Source organism: Bacillus sp. 16GRE42 (genome assembly GCF_019837435.1).
GTDB classification, from domain to species: Bacteria; Bacillota; Bacilli; order Bacillales; family Bacillaceae_G; genus Bacillus_A; species Bacillus_A wiedmannii.
Window position 1 is genome coordinate 866,713 of the sequence record NZ_JADAXF010000001.1, and the last position, 21,890, is coordinate 888,602.

At 31.9% G+C, this 21,890-nt stretch carries 16 protein-coding genes; 3 read left to right on the forward strand and 13 right to left on the reverse strand.

Translation table 11 applies throughout. The features are described 5' to 3' along the window. Window positions 1-101 precede the first annotated feature (101 nt). The 4 genes from ILS93_RS04520 to sigI form a co-directional block, all read right to left on the reverse strand. Complete coding sequence (locus ILS93_RS04520; RefSeq protein WP_048560064.1) at window positions 102-368, reverse strand: ArsR/SmtB family transcription factor; 267 nt, start codon at window positions 366-368, stop codon at window positions 102-104. Window positions 369-609: 241 nt separating this feature from the next. Beyond that, the gene (locus ILS93_RS04525) at window positions 610-3,957 is read right to left on the reverse strand and encodes a trifunctional glycoside hydrolase family 18/polysaccharide deacetylase/glycosyltransferase family 2 protein (protein WP_149173737.1); all 3,348 of its coding nucleotides are present in this window, start codon (window positions 3,955-3,957) and stop codon (window positions 610-612) included. A 204-nt stretch (window positions 3,958-4,161) separates the two neighbouring features. After that, on the reverse strand, window positions 4,162-5,451 hold the full coding sequence (locus ILS93_RS04530) for an anti-sigma-I factor RsgI family protein (RefSeq protein ID WP_149173734.1): 1,290 nt from the start codon (window positions 5,449-5,451) through the stop codon (window positions 4,162-4,164). After that, the gene (gene sigI / locus ILS93_RS04535) at window positions 5,441-6,163 is read right to left on the reverse strand and encodes an RNA polymerase sigma factor SigI (RefSeq protein WP_064475907.1); all 723 of its coding nucleotides are present in this window, start codon (window positions 6,161-6,163) and stop codon (window positions 5,441-5,443) included. The genes ILS93_RS04530 and sigI overlap by 11 nt, the downstream gene beginning before the upstream one ends. A 509-nt stretch (window positions 6,164-6,672) precedes the next feature. On the opposite strand from sigI, the gene ILS93_RS04540 reads away from it, so the two are divergent. Next, window positions 6,673-6,879 (forward strand): hypothetical protein, encoded by a 207-nt coding sequence (locus ILS93_RS04540; protein ID WP_088047108.1) that lies wholly within the window; start codon window positions 6,673-6,675, stop codon window positions 6,877-6,879. A 68-nt stretch (window positions 6,880-6,947) separates the two neighbouring features. On the opposite strand, the gene ILS93_RS04545 is transcribed toward ILS93_RS04540, so the two are convergent. Continuing rightward, on the reverse strand, window positions 6,948-7,217 hold the full coding sequence (locus ILS93_RS04545) for a hypothetical protein (RefSeq protein WP_257133803.1): 270 nt from the start codon (window positions 7,215-7,217) through the stop codon (window positions 6,948-6,950). 558 nt (window positions 7,218-7,775) lie between these two features. Between ILS93_RS04545 and ILS93_RS28640 the strand changes: the two genes are divergently transcribed. Then, window positions 7,776-8,072 (forward strand): hypothetical protein, encoded by a 297-nt coding sequence (locus ILS93_RS28640; protein ID WP_002142559.1) that lies wholly within the window; start codon window positions 7,776-7,778, stop codon window positions 8,070-8,072. Window positions 8,073-9,121: 1,049 nt separating this feature from the next. Here the strand turns inward: ILS93_RS28640 and ILS93_RS04550 are convergent. Beyond that, window positions 9,122-9,268, reverse strand: coding sequence for a hypothetical protein (locus ILS93_RS04550; RefSeq protein WP_179194442.1), 147 nt, complete (start codon window positions 9,266-9,268; stop codon window positions 9,122-9,124). A 205-nt stretch (window positions 9,269-9,473) separates the two neighbouring features. After that, window positions 9,474-10,217 (reverse strand): M15 family metallopeptidase, encoded by a 744-nt coding sequence (locus tag ILS93_RS04555; RefSeq protein ID WP_088047176.1) that lies wholly within the window; start codon window positions 10,215-10,217, stop codon window positions 9,474-9,476. 280 nt (window positions 10,218-10,497) lie between these two features. Here ILS93_RS04555 and ILS93_RS04560 point away from each other — a divergent pair, with 280 nt between their 5' ends. Further along, entirely contained in the window at window positions 10,498-10,752 is a 255-nt protein-coding gene (locus ILS93_RS04560) for a SunI/YnzG family protein (protein WP_088047107.1), read from the forward strand. A 177-nt stretch (window positions 10,753-10,929) separates the two neighbouring features. Here the strand turns inward: ILS93_RS04560 and ILS93_RS04565 are convergent, their stop codons facing one another. From ILS93_RS04565 to ILS93_RS04590, 6 genes are all read right to left on the reverse strand, one after another. Continuing rightward, window positions 10,930-11,562 carry an ATP F0F1 synthase subunit alpha gene (locus tag ILS93_RS04565; RefSeq protein WP_064475910.1) on the reverse strand — a complete coding sequence of 211 codons (633 nt, stop codon included), beginning with the start codon at window positions 11,560-11,562 and terminating at the stop codon, window positions 10,930-10,932. 834 nt (window positions 11,563-12,396) lie between these two features. Beyond that, window positions 12,397-13,419, reverse strand: coding sequence for a sensor histidine kinase (locus ILS93_RS04570; RefSeq protein WP_064475911.1), 1,023 nt, complete (start codon window positions 13,417-13,419; stop codon window positions 12,397-12,399). After that, complete coding sequence (locus tag ILS93_RS04575) at window positions 13,416-14,087, reverse strand: response regulator transcription factor (RefSeq protein WP_000720526.1); 672 nt, start codon at window positions 14,085-14,087, stop codon at window positions 13,416-13,418. The genes ILS93_RS04570 and ILS93_RS04575 overlap by 4 nt, the downstream gene beginning before the upstream one ends. 81 nt (window positions 14,088-14,168) lie before the next feature. Further along, window positions 14,169-16,151: an FtsX-like permease family protein gene (locus ILS93_RS04580; RefSeq protein ID WP_098102792.1), complete on the reverse strand. Its 1,983-nt coding sequence runs from the start codon at window positions 16,149-16,151 to the stop codon at window positions 14,169-14,171. Then, window positions 16,141-16,908 (reverse strand): ABC transporter ATP-binding protein, encoded by a 768-nt coding sequence (locus ILS93_RS04585; RefSeq protein ID WP_064475912.1) that lies wholly within the window; start codon window positions 16,906-16,908, stop codon window positions 16,141-16,143. Before ILS93_RS04585 ends, ILS93_RS04580 begins: the two co-directional genes overlap by 11 nt. Before the next feature lie 799 nt (window positions 16,909-17,707). Then, window positions 17,708-20,977 carry a VaFE repeat-containing surface-anchored protein gene (locus ILS93_RS04590; RefSeq protein ID WP_098102791.1) on the reverse strand — a complete coding sequence of 1,090 codons (3,270 nt, stop codon included), beginning with the start codon at window positions 20,975-20,977 and terminating at the stop codon, window positions 17,708-17,710. Between the last annotated feature and the right edge of the window lie 913 nt (window positions 20,978-21,890).

Here is a 21,890-nt window from a genome sequence, read left to right on the forward strand (position 1 = left end):
AATCACATACACTTATACATATTACTTTTGTATAAAATCTTAAAAATTGTAGTCATAAACTTACTTTAGCATCCTCTTCTTAATGTCTAGACAATCAGTATTTAAACTAAACATGCTAGTATTGATTTTGTGCGATTGTCAGTTACCTCATAATAAATTTCTAACCCTTTCCGAGTACCTGTAACGACTTTCGTAGCTTTTAGTTTAGATAAATGTTGACTAATTGTACTTTGAGGCATTTGTAACATTTCATACATTGTCGTTACGTTAATAGGACCTTTTGCAAGCATTATTTTTACTAATGATAAACGGACAGGATGTGCTAATACCTTCAATATTTCAGTGATTTCTTCATACATTTCTTTCATGTTTTTTCTCCCCTTTTATATACATATTTATGTTATCCATATATATAATTCGAAGGCATATACGATTTTATGTCCGTCATTTTAAAAAAAAATAAAAAACTTTAGTCCGAAACTAAAGGTGTATCTTAGCAGAGTGTCTCACTATCAGTAATCATTAGAAATTTCGTTATAGAAGCGAAAGCTTTATATTACATATAACTTACTAAAAACAATGAAAAAAGAGAGCAGGTAAACTGCCCTCTTATGATGCCTCCTTATGTTCGGTAGAATGCTTAACACTCCCCATTCTCTTTAATTTATTCCATCCTACCGCTACTCCTCGAATAGATGAGAATATAGATTTAATTACAACATAAGTCATAAATTGACGATAAATAAAGCGTTGTAAAATTAACCACATTAACGGTTTAGGGTCCTCTTTCTCTAATTTAAATGCAAACAGAGATGCGAGAAGGTCTAATAAAAAGAATACAAGATAAAATCCTAAAACTTTTAGCGGATCGCTACCAAATAGCCCCATGATCATTAATATATCCGCTAAAGGAGCAATGAATTGCAGAACATATTGGAATAACCACATGTTAGGCAATGCAATAAATCCTAACGTTTTATGTTTTGTATTAAACAATGCCTTTCGATGTTTCCAAAGACATTGGAGTGTACCATATGACCAACGATATCGCTGTTTAATGAGACTTTTCACATCTTCAGGTGATTCCGTATAAGCATACGCCTTTTCTTCATATACAATTCTATATCCTTGACGTACAAATGTAATAGTAAGATCCGTATCTTCTGCCAATGTATCTTCACTTAAATAACCAGATTCCACTACATTTTTTTTACGCCATGCCCCAATAGCTCCTGGAACTACTGTAATACAATTTAACTCATCAAAAGCTCTACGTTCTAAATTAAACCCTGTAATATACTCAACATGTTGCCAAGTAGTTAACAAGTTTCGTCTATTCCCCACTTTGACATTACCTGAAACTGCCGCTACATTCTGATCTTCAAAGTGTCTAATCATGAGAGAAATAGCGTCTTGCGCAATAATAGTATCCGCATCTAAAGTGACAATGATCTCTCCTCGCGATTGTTGAAACGCTAGGTTCATTGCCGATGATTTCCCGCCGTTTTCTTTCTGAATGAAACGAACTTTAGGGTGTTTATAAAATGTTTCTTGCATTACTTTTAATGTACCATCTGTCGATCCGTCATCCACAACAATAACTTCAAACTCCCTATAATTACTATCCAAAATTGAGCGAATCGTCTTGGCTATCACCTTTTCTTCATTATATGCTGCTATGACAACACTTACAAAAGGTTGATAGGACGAATTAATGCAACGAGATAGCGTTTTTCTTTTCTGCTTCCATGCAAAATAAATTAAGAATAAGAATCGAAAAATACCTAATCCAATGGCAATATAAAAAATAGTTGTTACTATATGTTTAAAGTATCCCACTCCTGAAAAGACAGCTTTATTGTAAAGTAAATATTGCTTTCCTTCAGAAGAAACAGGAGGCATAATTTCATCTCGTTCTTTATTCATTAAATCTGAAATTGTTACAAAACTATATCCATGTTTTTTAAGTTCTTTAATAATAATCGGAAGCGCTTCTACCGTATGGGTACGATTCCCTCCCGCATCATGTAGTAGAACAATATTTCCCTCTCCCTTATAAACGGGAGTAAGAGCACGATTTACTAATTCATTTGTTGATGGCGTTGCCCAGTCTTCAGGATCAACTTTTTCCGCTACCATTGTATAGTTCATATTTTGTGCACGCAAAATAGGCAATATTTCATTTGATGAATCTGGGTTAGCATCCGCTTCATATGGTGGCCTAAATAAAACCGTAGAATGTCCAGTTATTTCCTGAATTAAACGTTGCGTCGTATTAAGCTCTAATTTTGTTCGTAGTAAAGACGTATCAGCGACGTTAGGATGCTTGAAAGTATGATTGCCAATTTCATGCCCTTCATCGTATATTCTTTTCACAATACTAGGATTTAGTTGCGCGTTTTCACCAAGTACAAAAAACGCTGCATTTATTTTATTCTCTTTTAATATATTTAAAATTTCCGGCGTATATTTCGGATCTGGTCCATCATCAAATGTTAATACTACTTGTTTCCCATTTGGTTTGCCATATCGTTGCACTTCGTATGCAGATGGTAAGGATTCATATACTTCATCTGTAAGATAACCATCTTTTCCCACTTTAAAATCTCTCATACCATTTTTTCTTTCATTCTCAATCTGTAAAATTTCACCTTGTCCAGAATAATTCACTTCATCTAAACTAGTAATTTTATGTAATGCATCAAGATTTTTTTGTGCCTCAATCGGATTTTTTAAAACCTTCCATATTGTAGGGTCTTCTGCTCCTAATCTCCATAGTGCAAACCCCTTTGCATTGTTGTCCAGTGCGATTTTCACTTGATTATAGAGAGTAACACTGTCTAAGAACCAAGCAGTATGTTCTTTCTCTCCTTTTTTATATCTAAAATAAGGATTTCCACTAATCTTATCCCATTGAATTTTCATATTTGAATTATGAGCCATTGCCATAACTTCTGAAAAAGTTAAAGACTTCGCAGGTTCTTTACTATTCACTTTCCAATCATATCCATAGTTACCGAAAGCAACTACAAGTTTATTAGACGGAATATTCAGTTCTTTCAATGTATGTTGGAACCATTTATTCGAAGCAATTGGCCCTGGTTCCCCCGCTCCATAGTGCTCATCGTACATCATTACAATCATTCGATCTATTACCTTCGCTAACGCACTATAATCAAAAGCCTTATCGTTAGCTGGAACATCTTGTGTAACGAGCAAACCATGTTTATGAAAGACCGTAGTAAGTTCTTTCATAAAATTTGTTAAGTTTTCTCTATCACTTTCAGGTATCGCCTCAAAGTCAATATTAATACCCGCAAATCGATTCTTTTCAACTTGCTTTACTAAATCATTTATAAACTTTGTCTTTACATCATTTGGGGAGTTCAGTAACTTATGAATTAGCCCACTATCAGGACCAGAAGCTTCCTCTGTATAGTTAGTAAGTAACGGCATAATTTTCACTTGATTTTTTTCTGCTAGTTTTACAATCTCAGGTTTTATCTCACTTCTAATCGTTAAATCTTCTTTTAAATGATACCATTCTGGTACTAACGTGGTTAATGAATTGATATTTTCTTTTAAAGACGCTGTACTATTTTCATCCCAATTTACATAAAAACCATACACTTCTTTAGGTTGTTTACTATCGCTCGTCGAACTCACCAAATTTTTATTATCCCTCATTTCGGTATTCGGTTTGAATTCTTCCTTTTTTAACTGCTCGTCACTAAGTTTTTGATTAATTGGTACAAGTTTCGTATCTTGTTTTACAGTAGGATTCATATTTGGAATTTCTGGTGTTGAAAAAATACTTTGAAAGAAAAAATATAATACAATACTTACGCTAACTATTGAGATACATAGAAACGAGATAAAAGCTATATTTCTCCTTCCTTTAGGATCATAAAAAATAGGTTTTGATTTATCTTTCTCTTGTTGAATGTTTTTCTCCATTATATTTTTCACATACTCCTTCTTAATAAAACTATAGAATAATAAAATGCAACTTTAACCAGCCCTCACCAATTGGGCATTTACAAGCAGCCCAACTCCCATCTAACTTCTTTGCCCCAGCCAAAATTAGAGATGGGAGTTTTACTGTCCACAATAGCGAGATAAATCCTTTTAGCTTTGAATTGAATCTCTTACTTCCATATTCTATTGATTCTTCTTTTCATTTCCTTGTTGGTGGCCTCTATTTTCTTGTTGAGACCCCCTCCCATTGTTCCCTTGTTGATTTCCATTATTTCCTTGTTGCGATTCTCTACCGTTGTTCCCTTCCTGTTTTCCATTATTTCCTTGTTGCGATTCTCTACCGTTGTTCCCTTCCTGTTTTCCATTATTTCCTTGTTGCGATTCTCTACCGTTGTTCCCTTCCTGATTCCCATTATTTCCTTGTTGCGATTCTCTACCGTTGTTCCCTTCCTGTTTTCCATTATTCCCTTGTTGGGATCCCTTACCGTTGTTCCCTTGCTGATTCCCATTATTTCCTTGTTGGGATCCTCTACCGTTATTCTCCTGCTGATTCCCTCTATTTTCTTGTTGGGATCCTCTACCGTTATTCTCCTGCTGATTCCCTCTATTTTCTTGCTGAGATCCTCTACCATTGTTTTCTTTTATTTGCCTCGATGGCTGTTCCTCTGTTTTCTTTTGTTCTTCATGCTCTGGCTTCTCATATTTTTTTTCTTTTACAGGAGACAAATCTGGTGATGCATCAGAAGCTGACTCCTGCTGCGATTGCACCTCTTCTTCGTTTTCCACCGGATTAGACGGCGTGGCAGGTGGAGTAAGCGAATTGTTCTTCTCATTCTCTTGCTTTATATAGACTCCTGTGCCAATTCCAGCTTTTCTAGCATCCTCTCGTACTTGCATCGTGCTACTTTGATATTCGACTGTAATATGTTTTAGCTCATATTCTTTCGTTAATTCTTTCATTTCCTTTATCAACTGTGGTGCTAGTGACTTATCCTTTGCAACAGCCGTTAGCATAACTTGCTTATCATTCGTTAAATACTTATCCTCTTGACTTTGCTTTATAATCGTACGTATTACGTCTTGCAGATGTTTATTTTCCCATCTTTTCATTTCTTGTAAAATACGCCTTCCATCATCATTACGAGCCCGCAAATCTATAACACGAAGATCCTCCGTTACGCTCGCCTCTAAACTTGGATTTATATCAACTGAGACATAAGCAAACACTTTTTCTTCTGGTTGATTGTAAAAAAACAGCAATACGCATAGAAAACCAGCAACAATTACTGTTGTAGGCTTTAAGAAAGGTAGTATGGAAAAACGCGACGCTCTTTGTTCTTGTTTGTTAAACGAGATTTCCTCTCCTATCATGTATGGGTGCGCTTTTCTTTTAAATGTAATAAACTCTCCATTTGGAGTCAAAACAACTACGTTATGCTTTTTTATATCCATCACAATTCCTTTATTCATCATGCTTTTCCCCTCTTATATAATCAAGAATGTATGTATAGTTGTTTGCAAAAATAATACTCATCGCAATAATGTATTTTCTATGTCGTTCCAACGTTTTACGACTTACCCTAACAAGTGGTTCAATATGTTTTAGGGGTAATCTTTTCTTACGGAACAGCTCTTCCATCATTTCCTCTTCTTTTATAATAATCTTCACAATTTCTATTAGGTGCTCACGCGTATCACGATGCTTAGGAGATTCTTTAGCAAGCTCTGAAAATGTAATTTTAAACTCAGCTAACACACTTTGAAAATGAAGAATTTCCTCCTTACGGTTACTATTTTCGATTTCTTTCATATACTCCGTAAGCGATACTTGCCTTTCTAACATTTCCTCTTGCTCATCTTCTTTTAAAAAGACAAAGTTATGCTTAGACTCCTTGCGTATATAGTCAATTACATCTCTTTTTATAAGAAGATCAGCAAACGCTAGAAAAGATTTCCCTCTTTTATATGAATACTGTTCAATTGCTTCGTTAAACGCAAACAGTCCAATACTATATTCATCATCCTGTTCTGTAATATATCGGCGACAGACAGACGATATGGATTTTCTAATAAAAGGCTGATACTGTACGATAAATGCTTCCTTATCTCCTCCGTTGTTTTGTATGTTATATACGATATCTTCTATTTTCGGTTTTCTTAGGATCTTCATTACTAAACTCAACACTAGTAATCTTCCAGCCTCCTTCTGCTTCAAATAGCAAAATGACCACTAAACAAGTGACCATTTAACCACATTTTCTTAGTACTTTTCTTTGGGCTTGTCTACTTGCTATTACTCATATTTTTCGAGGCCGATTTTTTATATGACTATTTTTTCCACTTGTACTAAAGTGAAGTCTGTATTTTGTACTGCTTTCTTGTTTTCTTTTGCAATACCACTTGCTCTTTTCTATTTTAGCCGCAATCTTTGAATAACTCTTCGCTATATTTTTGGTAATTTTAGCTTTTTCTTTCATTTATTTTCTTCTACTTTACATATATTCGAAGGAACAAATAATTTTATGGGGGTCAAAAAAAATTTTTTTATAAAATAGTTATTTTTTCAAAAATAAAAACCATCAATTGGAAGAAAATCGTTATAACTCCTCCTTATGGTAATTCCTTTGTAAACCTTTTTATTTAAATGTATAATTGTATCAAAAGTCTAAATTTTCAGAATCAGAGGACGGCGTCATGAAAAGTTTTGGTACGTTAGTAATCTCTACCGTCATTTCAGCAGGCTTAGTGTATTATAATATCGATTCCTTTTATAATACATTTACATCCGGGAATACATATTACTGGGTAAACGGTATCCTAGCTGCTGGATTCCTTATATCCTTAATTATCAACATAAAAGATATCATCAAGAAAAACTACACAACTTCTGAATCAAATTAAGGGGCCTATTATGGTTCCTTTTTCTATGCAAAATAAAAAAGCAGCTGTTAAGCTACTTTGAATTCTTCTTATCCCCAAATGAAATGATATATATATTCTCCCGTTACACGTTCATTAATTCTAGCGAATCTCATTAAGTCCGCCCCTTGAAGAAAATACACCGAGATCGTAACTGGTACTTGTGACCACATGAATTGATAAAGCTCATTCATTCTCTGATTCGTCGAAACGATTAAATCATTTACAGGTCCATGATTCCATGCAGAGGTTTGAACTGAAGTGAACGGAAGGTCTTTCCCATTAACCACTATTCTTACCACACTTTGAGTTATGTCCATAACAATCCCCTCCACCATTACAGAATTTAGACCTGTTTCTATACTCATATTCTTGATTAATAATAAATGTTTAAGGCAACCCCCTATTTTCATTTCTACTCAAGAACAATGTATTTGATAAAATAAAAAAGCAGCGCATTCGCTACTTTAAAATGTCCATTTTGTTCAAATTCACGTTTAATGTGTACTAATTTATGTTTTTTCTTCTAAATAGACCAACGATATATTATAATCCTCTATATACCCAAAGAGGTTTACCATGCTTAATTTTCATAAAACATTCCCCATCTTAGGATTCTTTTGGTTTTTATACGGTTTCATTGGCCTCATCTTTTTATTACTATTCCTTAGCCTGTCGTAACAGCGCTTATAAATATATGTTTAATGTATAATTTCTATATAACAAAGAAAAAAGCATTCATGTCCCATTGTTATTCCTCGCTTTTTATTAAAAGGATTATTTTGTTAAAAAATTGATTCTAATTTATAACCTCTATCTTTTTCTTTTATTTCCCATTAATATTGAGTAAAACTATTTTGAAAACATAGGAGAAAGCTATGAAGCATAACCTCAATCTATGGTCCTTTATATGCTCTTTGATTTGCGTTGGACTATTCCGTTTATATTTTGAAATTCCACTTGAATTATTCAAATTTTTCACGGATTCATTACACATTCACCCTTTATTTATATTACTAGTTTTAACAATAGGAACTTTTTTTGCTGGCATTATAGGATTTTCTAAGATGAATAATTGGATTGCGATGCTTAGGAGTGTAGCAACAGTCTTACTAACATTGTTATTATCAGTGTTTTTAACACTAACTTTGATTGTGGGTTATGCATTAAGTTAAACGTAGTTTTTTATGAGTAAAACTCAATATTCCGTCAATAATATAGATGACATTAGATTTTTCTCCTTGTTCCCCCTTGGAGATGAGCAGTTAGTTTTTGCTAACTGCTCTTATATTTATAACAAAGATAAGATTCTTTAGAATGATTCTTCTTTATTTCTCAATATAAGGAGCCTTGGATTTTCATTAAAACTCCTGTAGTATATGAACAAAGAGTAAGGTAAGAGTTACTCTTTGCCATTTTAGGAAAGGTTCTGTTGGAAACAACAGGGCCTTTTTTTTGTAAAGAGATGGTTTTGTTAAATTTCTCACCACTAACCACAAAAAAATATCTTATAATCGTTATATAATAAATTAAAATAATTGATTAGGAGTAGATCAAATGCCAGTTACACTAGAACTTATTCTTTTCATTCTTCTAGCAATTAGCGCTATTGGCTATTTAGTAAAAGAATTTCAAAAAACTAGGAAAAGAACACTTGGAATTTCACTAGAATTCTTGGTTCTTTTCTGGTCAATATGGAGAATATCGACTATCATAATCTGATTTGTAAAACATGAATTCCTTCGAATAAAAATCAATATTATGTCCATAATGTTGATAGGCTGTATGCCAAAATCCATTTAGTTTTCTCTGTATCTCCTTGTATTGAGCAGTTAGTTTTTGCTAGCTGCTCTTTTATTTATGAAAAAAGATAAAATTTTTTATAATGATTCTTCTTTATTTTTCAATATAAGGAGCCTTGGATTTTCATTAACACTCCTGTAGTATATGAACAAAGAGTAAGGTAAGAGTTACTCTTTGCCACTTTAGGAAAGGTTCTGTTGGAAACAGCGGAACCTTTTTTCGTGATTTAAAGGCACTAAGGCAAAATGAAATATTTACCACGAAGGTAATTGTTAAATATTTTACGCTTATACAGTATAATGGGATAGTTATTGTGTATTGGCATTAAGAGGAGCGTCCTGATTAAGCGCTTCTCTTTTTTTATAAAATAGCTCCAAATTACTTGGACACATTTACCAGTTTATTCAACACAAATATCATGTTAAAATCCCTTTTGAATACGACATAACTCAACTTGGTGAAGCCCTGTAATATTTCCTGTAGGGCTTCTTTTTTTACAAGCAGTTATTTCATTAAGCTGGCTACCTTGTTGTGCAAAATAACGATTTTGTTCACTTTTTTGATACATTTATAAAACATTCATATGTTATCTTCAGTAAGTTCTATTTCCTTTATAATATTGTGTGAAGTATACCAACGAACGAAGCCTAAAAAACTCTAATAAAGTGATGAAAAAAACTAATTTCTCTACAAAACATTGAGAAATTAGGCTTTTTAATAGAAAAAGTAGCATTCATAAACAATGAATACAGTTTAACTCTTCAATTCTATTTTCACAGATTCATATATTCTTCTAAAGTTAGTTTTTCTTTATATATATTTTTAGCAATATCTCCTACGTAGCGTACATGCCAAGGCTCATAAGCATATCCAGTAATATTCTCTTTACCTTTTGGATAACGGATGATAAATCCTGCACGATGTGCGTTATCTTTTAGCCATTTTCCTTCCTTCGTATTTGCAAAGGCTAGCTCTAGTTCATTGTTTGCACTTTTAGAAGAAACATCCATCGTTAATCCTGTTTGATGTTCACTATGCCCTGGCTTTGCAGAGAAGCGATCCGTATGCTCTTGCCCTTTCTTTTTAACATTGTTGGCATACAGGCCTTTTTGATACTCATAGGAACGAAATCCTGAAACAGCATTCAACTGGATCTCATCTTGCTTAGCTAAAAGGAATAGTTTTTCTAACGCTTCTGCTGCTTCTTTACGAAGATGACTCTTTTCTACCGTTCCACTAAATGAGAACGGTACATTTGGTACAACTAAATCCTCTGGCATATAGTCTTCGGGTAAACCATATTCCTTATTTACTACAGCCTGTACACTAGCAAAAGAACTTGCTATCTTATTTGAAGTCCTATTTTGCTTACTATTTTTTTCTTTATTTATGGAGTTTTCACTAGTTTCATAGTTTGTCTTATATGGTTCTTTACCAATAGATATATTGGTATAAATGATAAAGATACCTAACATTACTACTATACAAGTTAAGGTTCCTACTAATTTAAGTCTCATCATTCATTTCCTTCCTGCAACTCCTACTGTTACTGTTACTGTTACTGTTACTGTTACTGTTACTGTTACTCATTCATCATACTTCAACCATATCAAATCCATATTAATTCCCTGTGAACTTTTCTTCATAACGTATTCCTTAATAGATTGATAGTATATCTTCCCGTTCTTTTGGCACCCTTAAAATATCCGCTCTATTCATACATGTAGAAATATAATCTAAAAATTTGTATAATAAGATAAGAAGTGTAGCATTCTATTATAGAAAGGTCTTGGTATAATGCTAGGTATTGATGTCAAAAAAACAAAAGAAGAGTTAATTATTTCATGGCAGTTTGCGGAGGTCACGATTCCATTACGTGATGTAATCGAGGTTACCGAAGATGATACCTATGCGGGTGTTGAAGAACCAAGTGCAATCCGTATCGGAACAGCATATGGGACAACTGATCGTATATTAATTAGAACTGTAAAACAAAATTATGTATTATTTACTACAAACAAAGTGTCAATTTTAAAAGCTATTCTTGCTTAAATATGGTCATATAAATAGACTCAAACAAAGTTCGAATAAAGCAAAAGAGAGAAGTCATAGAATAGACTCCTCTCTTTTGCTTTATTCGAAATAAATTTTATAATCCATACTCACTTCAGTATAGATTTTACAACATAAGTACGTCTTACTGTTTCGATTCTAATATTACTAATCTTATTAAGACCAAATCCACACATCATCATTATTTTGAGTGCTATTGTTTATCTCATGCACTTTTTCGATATGATCAACTGTGTTGTAATTAATAGAAATGCCGCCCCAACCTACATACTTCATATCAATTTTCACTTTCTCACCTGTTTTAAATACTTGCCCCTTTGTTAAGAACACGTCAATAACATCTTTCTCCCCATTTTGTGATGGATACTCAACTACGACATATGTAGTCGCACTGTCTTCCATCGTACCTACTTCTGATACTTCACCAATCACATAATCAGGTGAGCCATTTTCTTTTAAATGCATACCTAATTTGTTTGTCGTATTCTCAACTTCTGTTGCAACCATATATTCCGTGAAGTTACGCATCATAGATCCAGTTGCTTTTACTTCGTCTCCTACTTTCACATTTGAAAGATTTTCTATATACACACTAACTGGTTCTTCGTATTGTTTAGATTTCACAACAATCACACCATGGTCCACTTCTACTACGCGTCCTTCTAACGTCGAGAAATTCGTTTCAATAGAAGCTGCACTCGCTTTTGTTGCTTCTAATCCTGGTAGATTTGTTCCTGATAATGCTGCGAATCCTAAAGCACCTGCTAAAATTAATTTTTTCATACCCATTCTATAACATCTCCATTCATGATAATTGTATTTGTTTGATTGGTATCGTCCAACCCGTAACTATTATAGTTACAGGTTGGCCAGAATTGCAACCATTTTATTGATGCAATCTTACATACTACATTTTCGCAATATATCTATGTAATTTTCTTATGCCTGCTTCTAACTAACAAAAAATAACTTGATAAGGTAATTAAAAGACCTTCTATTTACAATATAATCCTCGTTAGAACACAATAATGCAAACAAAAATATGCCCCCCAGATTTGTCCTCAGGTTTTGTTGAGTTTAAATTAAAGCCTACTTCTCCCTGATGTTTCCCCTTTTTATTAAGTACTTCAAATCTACCATGTTGTGTATCTAAAGCATAAAGATATTACATTGTCTAAAAAGGGCGTAGTACTGGTGTATTCAAAGGAAAGTTAATTAAAAACAGATGGATTCTAATGAATTGTGTACAGTTTAGCAGTATATTCTGAACATTATCTTAAGGATAATGGTATCACTTTATTCAGTATGTTGTTTCTTGTTTTTTCGTTGGTAGGTTTACAATAAAGAGACGATAGACATGTCTCACCTGCATATGAACATAATCGGACCCTGTTTTACTGTAGAAGTTTAAACAGGCGAAGTAACACCCTCGAACAATCGCGGGTGTTTTTTTATATTGTATGAAATGGATAAAGAGCATAGCCTTTAATTAAATATACCAATACATTAATTGGCTAAATAATACAAACGGTATGAAAAGAATAGAATTTCTACTCTTTTCATACCGTTTTACATTTGTTCATAAGTATCATATGAAATTCGTGGGAAGATGGCAGCATTTCTTTATAAATAAGACTCAAAAGTTACCATACCTGATAAAGGAAATATTAATGTAACTCTAGTTCCTTTATTCATTTCAGATTCAATGCCAATTTTCAATCCTAATTTTGAACACAGTTTTTCGCATAGATACAAGCCCATTCCTGTACTTTTGCTAAATCTCCTTCCATTCTCTCCAGTAAATCCTTTTTCGAAAACTCTATTTATATCTTTAGGTATTATCCCTACTCCATTGTCCTCTATGGTTACTATTACTGAGTTAGCTTTCTTAATTGAATATATACGTATCATTGATTTTTTGTTATTTGAGTACTTTATGGAATTTCCTATTATTTGATTAATAATAAATTCAATCCATTTCCCATCACTATATACAATCTCATCAATATCCTGTATATCTAATTTTATTCTCTTATGAATAAAATCTCTATAATTTCTTTTAATTACAGTTCTTACTACATCATCAAGGTTGATTGGTTTTATAATATAGTCCTTACCGACATTATTGCTTCGAGAATAATACAGCACCTGTTCTACAAACCCTTCGATTCGATCCAATTGGGAGTCTATTTTATTAGTTACTTCATTTTGATTATTTTCAATTATTAGCTTTGTAGAAGCTATCGGCGTCTTAATTTCATGTACCCATGTTTCTATATATTCCCTATAATCCGATTGCATATCTCTATAATATTTTACATTTTCATGCATATCTCTACTTACTTCTTTCAGTATAGCGTTAAGCTTTTCCCCATGTATAAAGTTTGATTCCTTTACTACCTCTGGAAGTAGGTATTTTTTCTCCAACTTTTCTAATATGCCATTAATCTCATTATAATAATTTTTACATTTTATAAATTCTATAGCCATATATATAATCAATGGAAAAAACCAAATACAAAAGACAAAGAATATTATAATGAACTGAACATTCACAGTCAGCAATATACCTGCTAGTATAATAAATAACAGTACATTAAATAGTATTACTACCATTTTATCTTTAATAAATTCACCTATATTCATGGCATTATATACCCTAAGCTTCTTCTTGTTGCAATTGGATTTTCTATACCTATCTCTTCAAGCTTTTTTCTTAATCTATTTATATTAACAGTTAAGGTGCTATCATCCACAAAATAATCAGATTTCCATAAGGTTTCTATGAGTGAATCTCTTTTTACAATATATCCGCGATTATTTATTAAGCATGAGAGTATTTTAACTTCATTTTTAGTTAACTCTACAGACTTGTCTTGATAAGTAACTGTTGCATTTGAGAGATTTAAATTAAAATCTCTATAAATTAAGATATGATTCGTCTTTAAATCTCCAGATGTTCTTCTTAAAATGTTTGTTACTCTTGCTAATAGTATTTCTGTATTATAAGGCTTTGTTATAAAATCATCTGCTCCTAAATTCATACTTATTAGTTCATCTACATCACTATCTCTGCTTGTAACCATGATGATTGGAACATCTGAAGTTTTACGTATTTCTCTGCATATATAATAGCCATCGAACACAGGAAGATTTATGTCTAGTAATATAAGGTCTACATTCTCACTTTCTATATGTTTGATAATATGATTAAAATCTGTGGGAGCCTTTACTTCATATCCATACTTTATAAAAAAATGTTGTAATTCTTCTCTGATGATTTCGTCATCTTCAATCAGAATGATTTTTTTCATGACTTTTCCCTCCCTATACAGAATATAAGGCTATTACATCTTGAGAAACAAAGTGTAATAGCCCTAATAAGCATTATAAAATCAAGTATTACTTTTTACAATATTTTTATAACCGACATATGTCGTGTAGAAATATACTACATAAACTACAAGAAATACTAAGCCCGTCATCAATGCTGGTAAAATAATGTCTGTTTGTTGAAATCTGTTAATATAATAATTGACTACATAAATTCCAACTATAGAATGAATTATGGCAAGAAAAACTGGAAGACTAAAGTATACGAACGTTTGAATGAAAATCGCTTTGTCGATCATTGTTCCGTTTGAACCAATTCTCTTCAAAGATTTATATCGATCTATGCTATCACTGGCTTCTGATAATTGTTGAAGAGCTAATACAGCCATACTCGTTATTAAAAATACAATACCTATATATATCCCAATAAACAGTACGATAGTTTTCAATCCCTTACTTCCTGCACAAACTTCATCCTTTGATTTGCCTGCTATACGATTAATATTTAATTTCGGGCCATTTTCGTCATAAAAGCCCCGTGCAACGTTATCATATTTTTTATTATATTCTTCTCTATTTCCATCTAAATAATTTACATTAAGTACGGATTCAGTAATTTTGTAGCCTGATAAAAACTCATCATTTATAACGATTGTGAAGTAATTAGTTCGCACATCATAAGTGTAAAGATTCTCTTGTATAACTTTAGCGTTTTTTACCAAATATTCTTTTTCTTTAATATTCACCTTATTGCTATTTTTTAATCTTTCATTTGTCGAATTAGCCAACCGGCTTTCATTTGATAAAAGTAAAATTTCATTGTTATTTAAAGTGATTTCCTTTTCACCTTTAAGATTTAAAATTTTATTATAATCAGATACTTTAATGAAATCTATATCGTTATTATAATCTTTACCTTCTGGTACAAAGTCCACCACTTCCATCCCTGTTCGATATACATTATAAGATACATATTTTTCGTTATTACTTATTTTAAAATTAGCTTTATTTAATACTTCTTCTATAGTGTAACTTTCATCCTTATTCTCCAACGTAATACTGGCATCAAATGGTGTTATTTCTTTCGTTGTGGCGTCCATCATTCTGTTAAAGCTGATTCCTGTAGATAAAGCCACCATTGTAAGGAATAACATTAAACAAATTACAGACATGGATATAAAATTTGTATTAACCTTACTATTTATTTGTTTGATGATAAATATATTTAAACCTTTAAAATAGACTTTTTTATTCTTCTTTACAACATATAATATAAATCCAGATAAACTAAAGAAAAACAGCAATGTACCTAATATGCCAAGAATGATTGATACCACGAGCATAGGATTAGTAAAATTCAATCCGATTTTTAGTACAGTCACATATGCATATCCAAGTGATGCTACACACATAATAAATGTGATTACATAGATAAGAGGATTTCTAAATTTTACATCTTCGTTTTTTCTACCTGCTGTTAACAAATCAATTATTTTGTATTTAGAAACAACATATACATTAAATAACATAACAAGTAAAAACATGATTCCAAAGTATAATACGCTTTTACCTATAGCACCTGTTGAAATTGCAAATTTATATTTATTGATGGGCAAGTCAAATAGCTTTAATGCAAATGTAGATAACCCCTGCGATACTCCAATACCTATTATAAGTCCACTCACTAAAGATATAACGCCAACTAGAAATGTCTCTGTTACTAATATTCTGGATATGTTTCTTCTTCCCATACCTAAAGTCATGTATATTCCTAATTCTTTTTTACGTTTTTTAATTAAGAAATTATTTGCATACAATATTAAACCACCTAATATTACGGATACAAATACTGACACATTTGAGATAGCGTTCATTACTGTAGGCACATACTTTCTATCTGAAGCGTTAATTTCCATAAGTGCCTTTTGTGATTCTATTGAGTTAAAGCTATAAAATATACAAACAGCCAGTGTTAGTGTTAAGAAATATATTGCATAATCTTTAAAACTTTTCTTTACATTCCCAATAGCAATCTTAGAGTACATTATTATCGTCACCTCCAAGAAGGGTTATAACTTCGATAATTTTAGTAAAGAATTCTTTTCTAGAATCATTCCCTCTTACCAACTCAATAAATATTTTTCCATCTTTAATAAAAAGAATTCTACGAGCATAGCTTGCTGTAAATGCATCATGAGTAACCATAAGTATTGTAGCTTTTAAATCCCTATTAAGACTTTCAAATCTTTCGAGTAATAATCTAGCTGATTTAGAATCTAGCGATCCTGTTGGTTCATCTGCAAGTACTAAAGATGGATCTGTTACGATAGCTCTTGCCGAAGCAACCCTTTGTTTTTGTCCGCCTGATATTTGATAAGGGTATTTGCTTAATACTTGTTCAATGTCTAAATATTTTGCAACAGCTTGTATTTTGCCATCAATTTTTGAACTTTCCTCACCTTTTATAGTTAACGCTAGGGCAATATTTTCATAAGCAGTAAGGGTATCTAATAAATTAAAGTCCTGAAATACAAACCCTAATTCATTTTGTCTAAACTTATCTAGTGACTTTGATTTTAACCGAGTAATGTCACTATTATTGATTATTATTTTTCCCGTAGTAACATTATCAATAGTTGATATACAGTTAAGTAATGTAGTTTTTCCGCTTCCTGAGGGGCCCATTATCCCAACAAATTCTCCCTCATCTACCTTAAAACTAATATTATCTATAGCCTTTGTAACATTATCTTTATTACCATAATATTTTTCGATTTTTTCTACATTTAATATATTTCGCATTAATACTTCTCCTTTTTCATTATAAAAATTCTTTAACTCTCCTTCATTTTATATAATTTCATTAATAGTATCGGTGGAATTACATTTCATTAACATTACATTTTTGTTATATTGAGTGATACCTCTATATGTAAGTTATCAGGAATCGCAGTGGTATACATAAGGTTTATTCGATGCCTTACCAAATGGACAGATAAATATAGGGATATCGGTTCTGGTGCAAAAACGATAATCTTTATGTATGTCGAACAATTAAGATGGCTTCCTGCCATCCCTTGTTCGAAGCCAATTCATCTCCCACCTACTCACTGGGCTGTAACCCTTCACGCTCATTGAGAAAGGAGTTTTCTTGGCTAAAATGATAAAAAATAGTTACTAAAACATCTTTTTAAAATGTGTTTGCTCAATATAACATATAAGCTTTATGTATCCTTAAGTTCAATCATATCGAGAATTCAACTAGTCCTTTATAGAATAGAATGTTATGGAAGTTTTCCAAGTAATTTTGAAATCCCTGTCATTGCCATGTATTTCTGTAGCTTTGAAATAAAGTCTTATCAAAAATATTGAACAAGATCATATTTTACAGCATGAAAAAGGAATCTATTTTGACAAAAGATTAATCAAAACTCAATTGTTTTTTTGAAGTAATGCAATATCGCCACTTTTTTCAAAACCTCGCGTCTTTCTTAAAAACATCGTGACTTTATTTCAAACCCACAAATACTGTAAATAAGACTAAATTACTAACATAAAAAAGCACATCTTGTAAAAAACAGATGTGCTTTTTTTAAAATTTTTATGCGTTTTTACGTTTTAAGAAAATAACTCCACCAACAATTAACAGTAATGCGCCTGCAGCCATAGAGATCCAACTTGTAAGGTCTGCACCTGTTTGCGGTAACCATCCAATTTTAGATTGAACTTCTTTCTTAGGTTGTGGTTGTTCTTTTGGTTGTTCTGTAGTTGGAGTATTTTTATCTTGATGCGGCTGTTCTGGTTTTGGTTGCTCCGGTTTTACTTCTTTAAATTTCACTGTCTGACCCTTATCTTCGATGTCAACGTGAATAGCTACCAAGACATTATCTTGATACAATTCTTCAAACACTACCACTTCTTTACCTTGTAATGTAGAAGCATTGAATGTGAAATCGAGTGTGATAGAACTATTCTTCTCTTTAGCAGTAAACTTAGATTCTACTGTTACTTCTTTACCACTTACTAATAATGGTTTTTTTGTTGCTTTATCCATTAGTTTACCTTTTACTACGTACTCTTTACCCACGATTAAGTCTTTGTATTCAACTTTATCTTGGATAGTTACTGTTTTAGAAGCGTCTAACTCTTTAGAACCATCAGCTTTATTTGTAGCTGTCGTTTTAATTGAAGGCTCTACAAATCGAACTGTTTGACCTACATCGTTAATGTCAGCGTGAGTTGCAATTACTTGCCCTTCATGCAATAAATCTTCGAACACAACTACTTCTCTTCCTTGCTGTTCAGCACCAACGAAAGTAAAATCTAATATTACAAAACCATTCTTTTCTTTTGCAATAAATTTAGTCTCAGCTGTTACTTCTTTACCATCAATTAATAATGGTTCGTTAATAGCTTTGTTCATTAATTTTCCTTTTACAGTGTACTCTTTACCAACAACTAAGTTAGTGTACTCCACTTTATCCTGGATTGTGATAGAATCCTTTGAATGTATCTCTTTTCCACTATCAGCTTTGTTTGTAGCTGTTGTTTTTACTGATGGCTTAACGAACTTAACTGTTTGACCTTTATCATTGATATCAGCATGTGTAGTAACAACTTTTCCGTCTTTCAGTAACTCTTCGAATACTACTACTTCTTTTTCTTCTAAACCAGTTGCATCAAAAGTGAAATCTAGTGTAATAGAACCGTTTGCTTCTTTTGGTGTAAACTTAGTTTCAGCAGTTACTTCTATACCATTTACAACTAATGGTTTATTAGTCTCTTTATCCATTAATTTACCTTTTAAAGTGTACTCTTTACCTACTTGTAGGTCTTTGTATTCCACTTTATCTTGGATTGTTACAGACTTAGAAGTGTGCATTTCTTTTGTACCATCGGTTTTATCAGTAGCTGTTGTTTTTACTGATGGAATCTTTTCATCTTTGACAATATGTTTAATGATTTGACCATTCTCTTTGATCTCAAAAGAGAATATTTCTTCATTCAATACATAACCTTTTGGTGCAACAGTTTCTTTATATGTGTATTTTCCAAATGGTAACTTTTCAAACTTCGCGATACCTTTATCGTCTGTTTTCCCTTTAACTACTTCTTTTCCTGCTTCATTATAAATAGTAAACTCTGCATTCGGAAGCTTATTGTTTCCATCAGCTACATCAACTTTTGTAATTTCTAGATCACCTTTGATAAGATGATTAACTGCTAATAGCTCAATAATTTTTCCGTGTTCCTTTATTTCGAATACAATTGGTTCTGTAATAAGAACGTAACCATTTGGAGAAGCCTTTTCTACAAATGAATATTTACCATACGCTAAATCTTTGACGTTAACTTCACCATTTTTATCTGTCTTATATTCCCCAATTACTTTCCCGCTTGCATCTTTTAGCTCGAATACTGCACCTTCTAATTTTTTACTGATATCTTCATTATCTACTTTTAGTAATTTCACACTACCTTTCACTTCTGTATTTTCCACTGTAAAAGTAAGTGTTTTATTGTGCTCTTTAATTTCAAAAGGATACTTTGTTTTATTTCCAATATATCCATTAGGTGTTTTTGTCTCTAAGAAATAATATTTACCATACGTAAGACCATCAACATTTGCAATTCCATTTTCTTTTGTTACTACTTTTTTCACTTCTGTTCCATCTTCAGTAAAGACCGTGAATTCAACATTAGGTAACATCTTACCTGAATCACTAAGTTTTTTTATTTCGATGTTACCTTTTACTTTGTTGTTTACTACTTGAACAGCTCCTATTTCCCCTGTCTTAACTTCAATAGTTTGTGGTTTATCACCTGAAACATAACCTGTTGGTGCTTTAATTTCTTTTACTGTGTAGGTACCAATTGGTAGGTTATTTAATTCTGCAGTACCATCAGCACCCGTCGTGATTTTTCCAACTGATTCATTATTTGCATTAAAGACTTCAAATATTGCACCAGCTAATATTTCTCCATTTTCCCCAACCTTTTTAATTTTTAAAGAACCAGCAGCTTCCCAATTTACTGCAAGGTCACTACTAAGCTTTTCCTCATTTCTTTCTAGTAGCACTGTAGCATTCTGAACAGTATCAGTACCGCGATAAGCAATTGCTTGAACTTTAGTTAAATTTGCAGCAACACTTAGATTAAATTCACCTGTTTTTGTATCTTTAGGAATTTGGATACGGAATTTTTCCCCAAGTGAAAGCTGATCTTTCACTTCTCCATTTTCACTAACAATTTTAACTCCATTAGGTGCATTTTTCGCTACTACTTTATAAGAACCACTCTTAGCATTTGTTTGTACTGTGTATAGGTTTGTTTCAAAAAACTCACCCTTTAATTCTGCCTTTTGCTTTTCAGCAGGAATCACATTCATAAAAATATCCTGAGTATCTTCACTTGTATTTGCAGCATTAATAATTGTCTTAGCCGCTTTTTCAACATTTTTATTTTCATGCTTTAATTCATTTACATCAAGTTGACCTAATGCATTCCAAACCGCAAGCTGAGTTGCATAATGTGCTTCATTCTTATTAGCTACTCCCAGTTGTTCTATACTTTTTTGTGGGAAACCATTTAATAGAACCCTATATACTACATTATCTGTTTTCCCCATTTCAGGAAGATCTTCACCATTTGGTGATTTTAAGCCAAGAGTTAAACAATAAGCAATTTGACCGCTTGAATTTTTAATAATTTCAGTTCGGATATCCTTTCCTAAACTGTTGCTATAACTCCAGTTCATTGAATACTTTTCATGCGTCATAACCTCCGCATTTGCCTTCGGTAGAAACACATTAAAGAATAATGCTAGTACTGATAATAATGCAAAAACTCTTTTAACAACTCTTCTCCCCAATTTTAAAACCTCCCTAGATAAAATGAATCTGATGTATTATTCAAATATTTAAAATAATCACAACGAAGATATTTCATATTATAAGACATAAAGTTACAAATATTATATTATTTTTACAAATTATTTATTTTCTCAACACCCACTATAAATTATAATATTTAAATATTATAATTTCACAAAAGTAACGATATTAGGATACCTTAACAAAATAAGAAACTTGGTAAAATACTAGAATAACGGTAGTGGGAGTACGGAAACGATTCTTGGCATGAAGGACCACTACAAAGATATTTTAATATGTAAACAGATATTTTCAGATTGAATATATGTATTAATAATGAAATTTTATTGCATTTACACCTGCAATGTTTATATAAAAGATTGTAAATTATGTTTTTATAGGATTTTTTCTATTAGTTTACTGGAAATTTGCATTATTATGTGACAATAAATATCATTGTATTTAATATAAAATGATATAAAAAAAAGGGTATGTAAATAATTATCAGAACTTTCGATTAATTAATTATACTAAAATTAGTATTAAGAATATTAGCAAAAAAAGTAACAACGTTATTACAAAGTTCGAATATTGGTCTAAGTACCCTAGCATCTCAATGGTAACCTCTTGAATACTTTTACGTCTTTAAATAAATTAAAATAACAAAAAAATAATAATTTTTAATTTTTTCTTTGTAATTTAATAAGTTGCATGTTAATATGACGAAGGTTATAAAATGGATTTCGCCATATACAATGTTTTTTCGGAATATTCACTCCAGAGAAATGTAGCTATTTCAGTAATTTGCTTCATCTTTTACCTATACACGGGCTACTTTCAATTTTTTTGTTCATAAGTAAAAGTAACTTTTTATTCTATCTTCCTCATCAATTTTAATATAAATGGTAAAAA

Excerpts from the sequence above, each read along its gene's own strand:
- ILS93_RS04520 (WP_048560064.1), bottom strand. The coding sequence starts at position 368 with ATGAAAGAAATGTATGAAGAAATCACTGAAATATTGAAGGTATTAGCA.
- ILS93_RS04525 (WP_149173737.1), bottom strand. The coding sequence starts at position 3,957 with ATGGAGAAAAACATTCAACAAGAGAAAGATAAATCAAAACCTATTTTT.
- ILS93_RS04530 (WP_149173734.1), bottom strand. The coding sequence starts at position 5,451 with ATGATGAATAAAGGAATTGTGATGGATATAAAAAAGCATAACGTAGTT.
- ILS93_RS04540 (WP_088047108.1), top strand. The coding sequence starts at position 6,673 with ATGAAAAGTTTTGGTACGTTAGTAATCTCTACCGTCATTTCAGCAGGC.
- ILS93_RS04545 (WP_257133803.1), bottom strand. The coding sequence starts at position 7,217 with ATGGACATAACTCAAAGTGTGGTAAGAATAGTGGTTAATGGGAAAGAC.
- ILS93_RS28640 (WP_002142559.1), top strand. The coding sequence starts at position 7,776 with ATGAAGCATAACCTCAATCTATGGTCCTTTATATGCTCTTTGATTTGC.
- ILS93_RS04550 (WP_179194442.1), bottom strand. The coding sequence starts at position 9,268 with ATGTATCAAAAAAGTGAACAAAATCGTTATTTTGCACAACAAGGTAGC.
- ILS93_RS04555 (WP_088047176.1), bottom strand. The coding sequence starts at position 10,217 with ATGAGACTTAAATTAGTAGGAACCTTAACTTGTATAGTAGTAATGTTA.
- ILS93_RS04560 (WP_088047107.1), top strand. The coding sequence starts at position 10,498 with ATGCTAGGTATTGATGTCAAAAAAACAAAAGAAGAGTTAATTATTTCA.
- ILS93_RS04565 (WP_064475910.1), bottom strand. The coding sequence starts at position 11,562 with ATGGGTATGAAAAAATTAATTTTAGCAGGTGCTTTAGGATTCGCAGCA.
- ILS93_RS04570 (WP_064475911.1), bottom strand. The coding sequence starts at position 13,419 with ATGAATATAGGTGAATTTATTAAAGATAAAATGGTAGTAATACTATTT.
- ILS93_RS04575 (WP_000720526.1), bottom strand. The coding sequence starts at position 14,087 with ATGAAAAAAATCATTCTGATTGAAGATGACGAAATCATCAGAGAAGAA.
- ILS93_RS04580 (WP_098102792.1), bottom strand. The coding sequence starts at position 16,151 with ATGTACTCTAAGATTGCTATTGGGAATGTAAAGAAAAGTTTTAAAGAT.
- ILS93_RS04585 (WP_064475912.1), bottom strand. The coding sequence starts at position 16,908 with ATGCGAAATATATTAAATGTAGAAAAAATCGAAAAATATTATGGTAAT.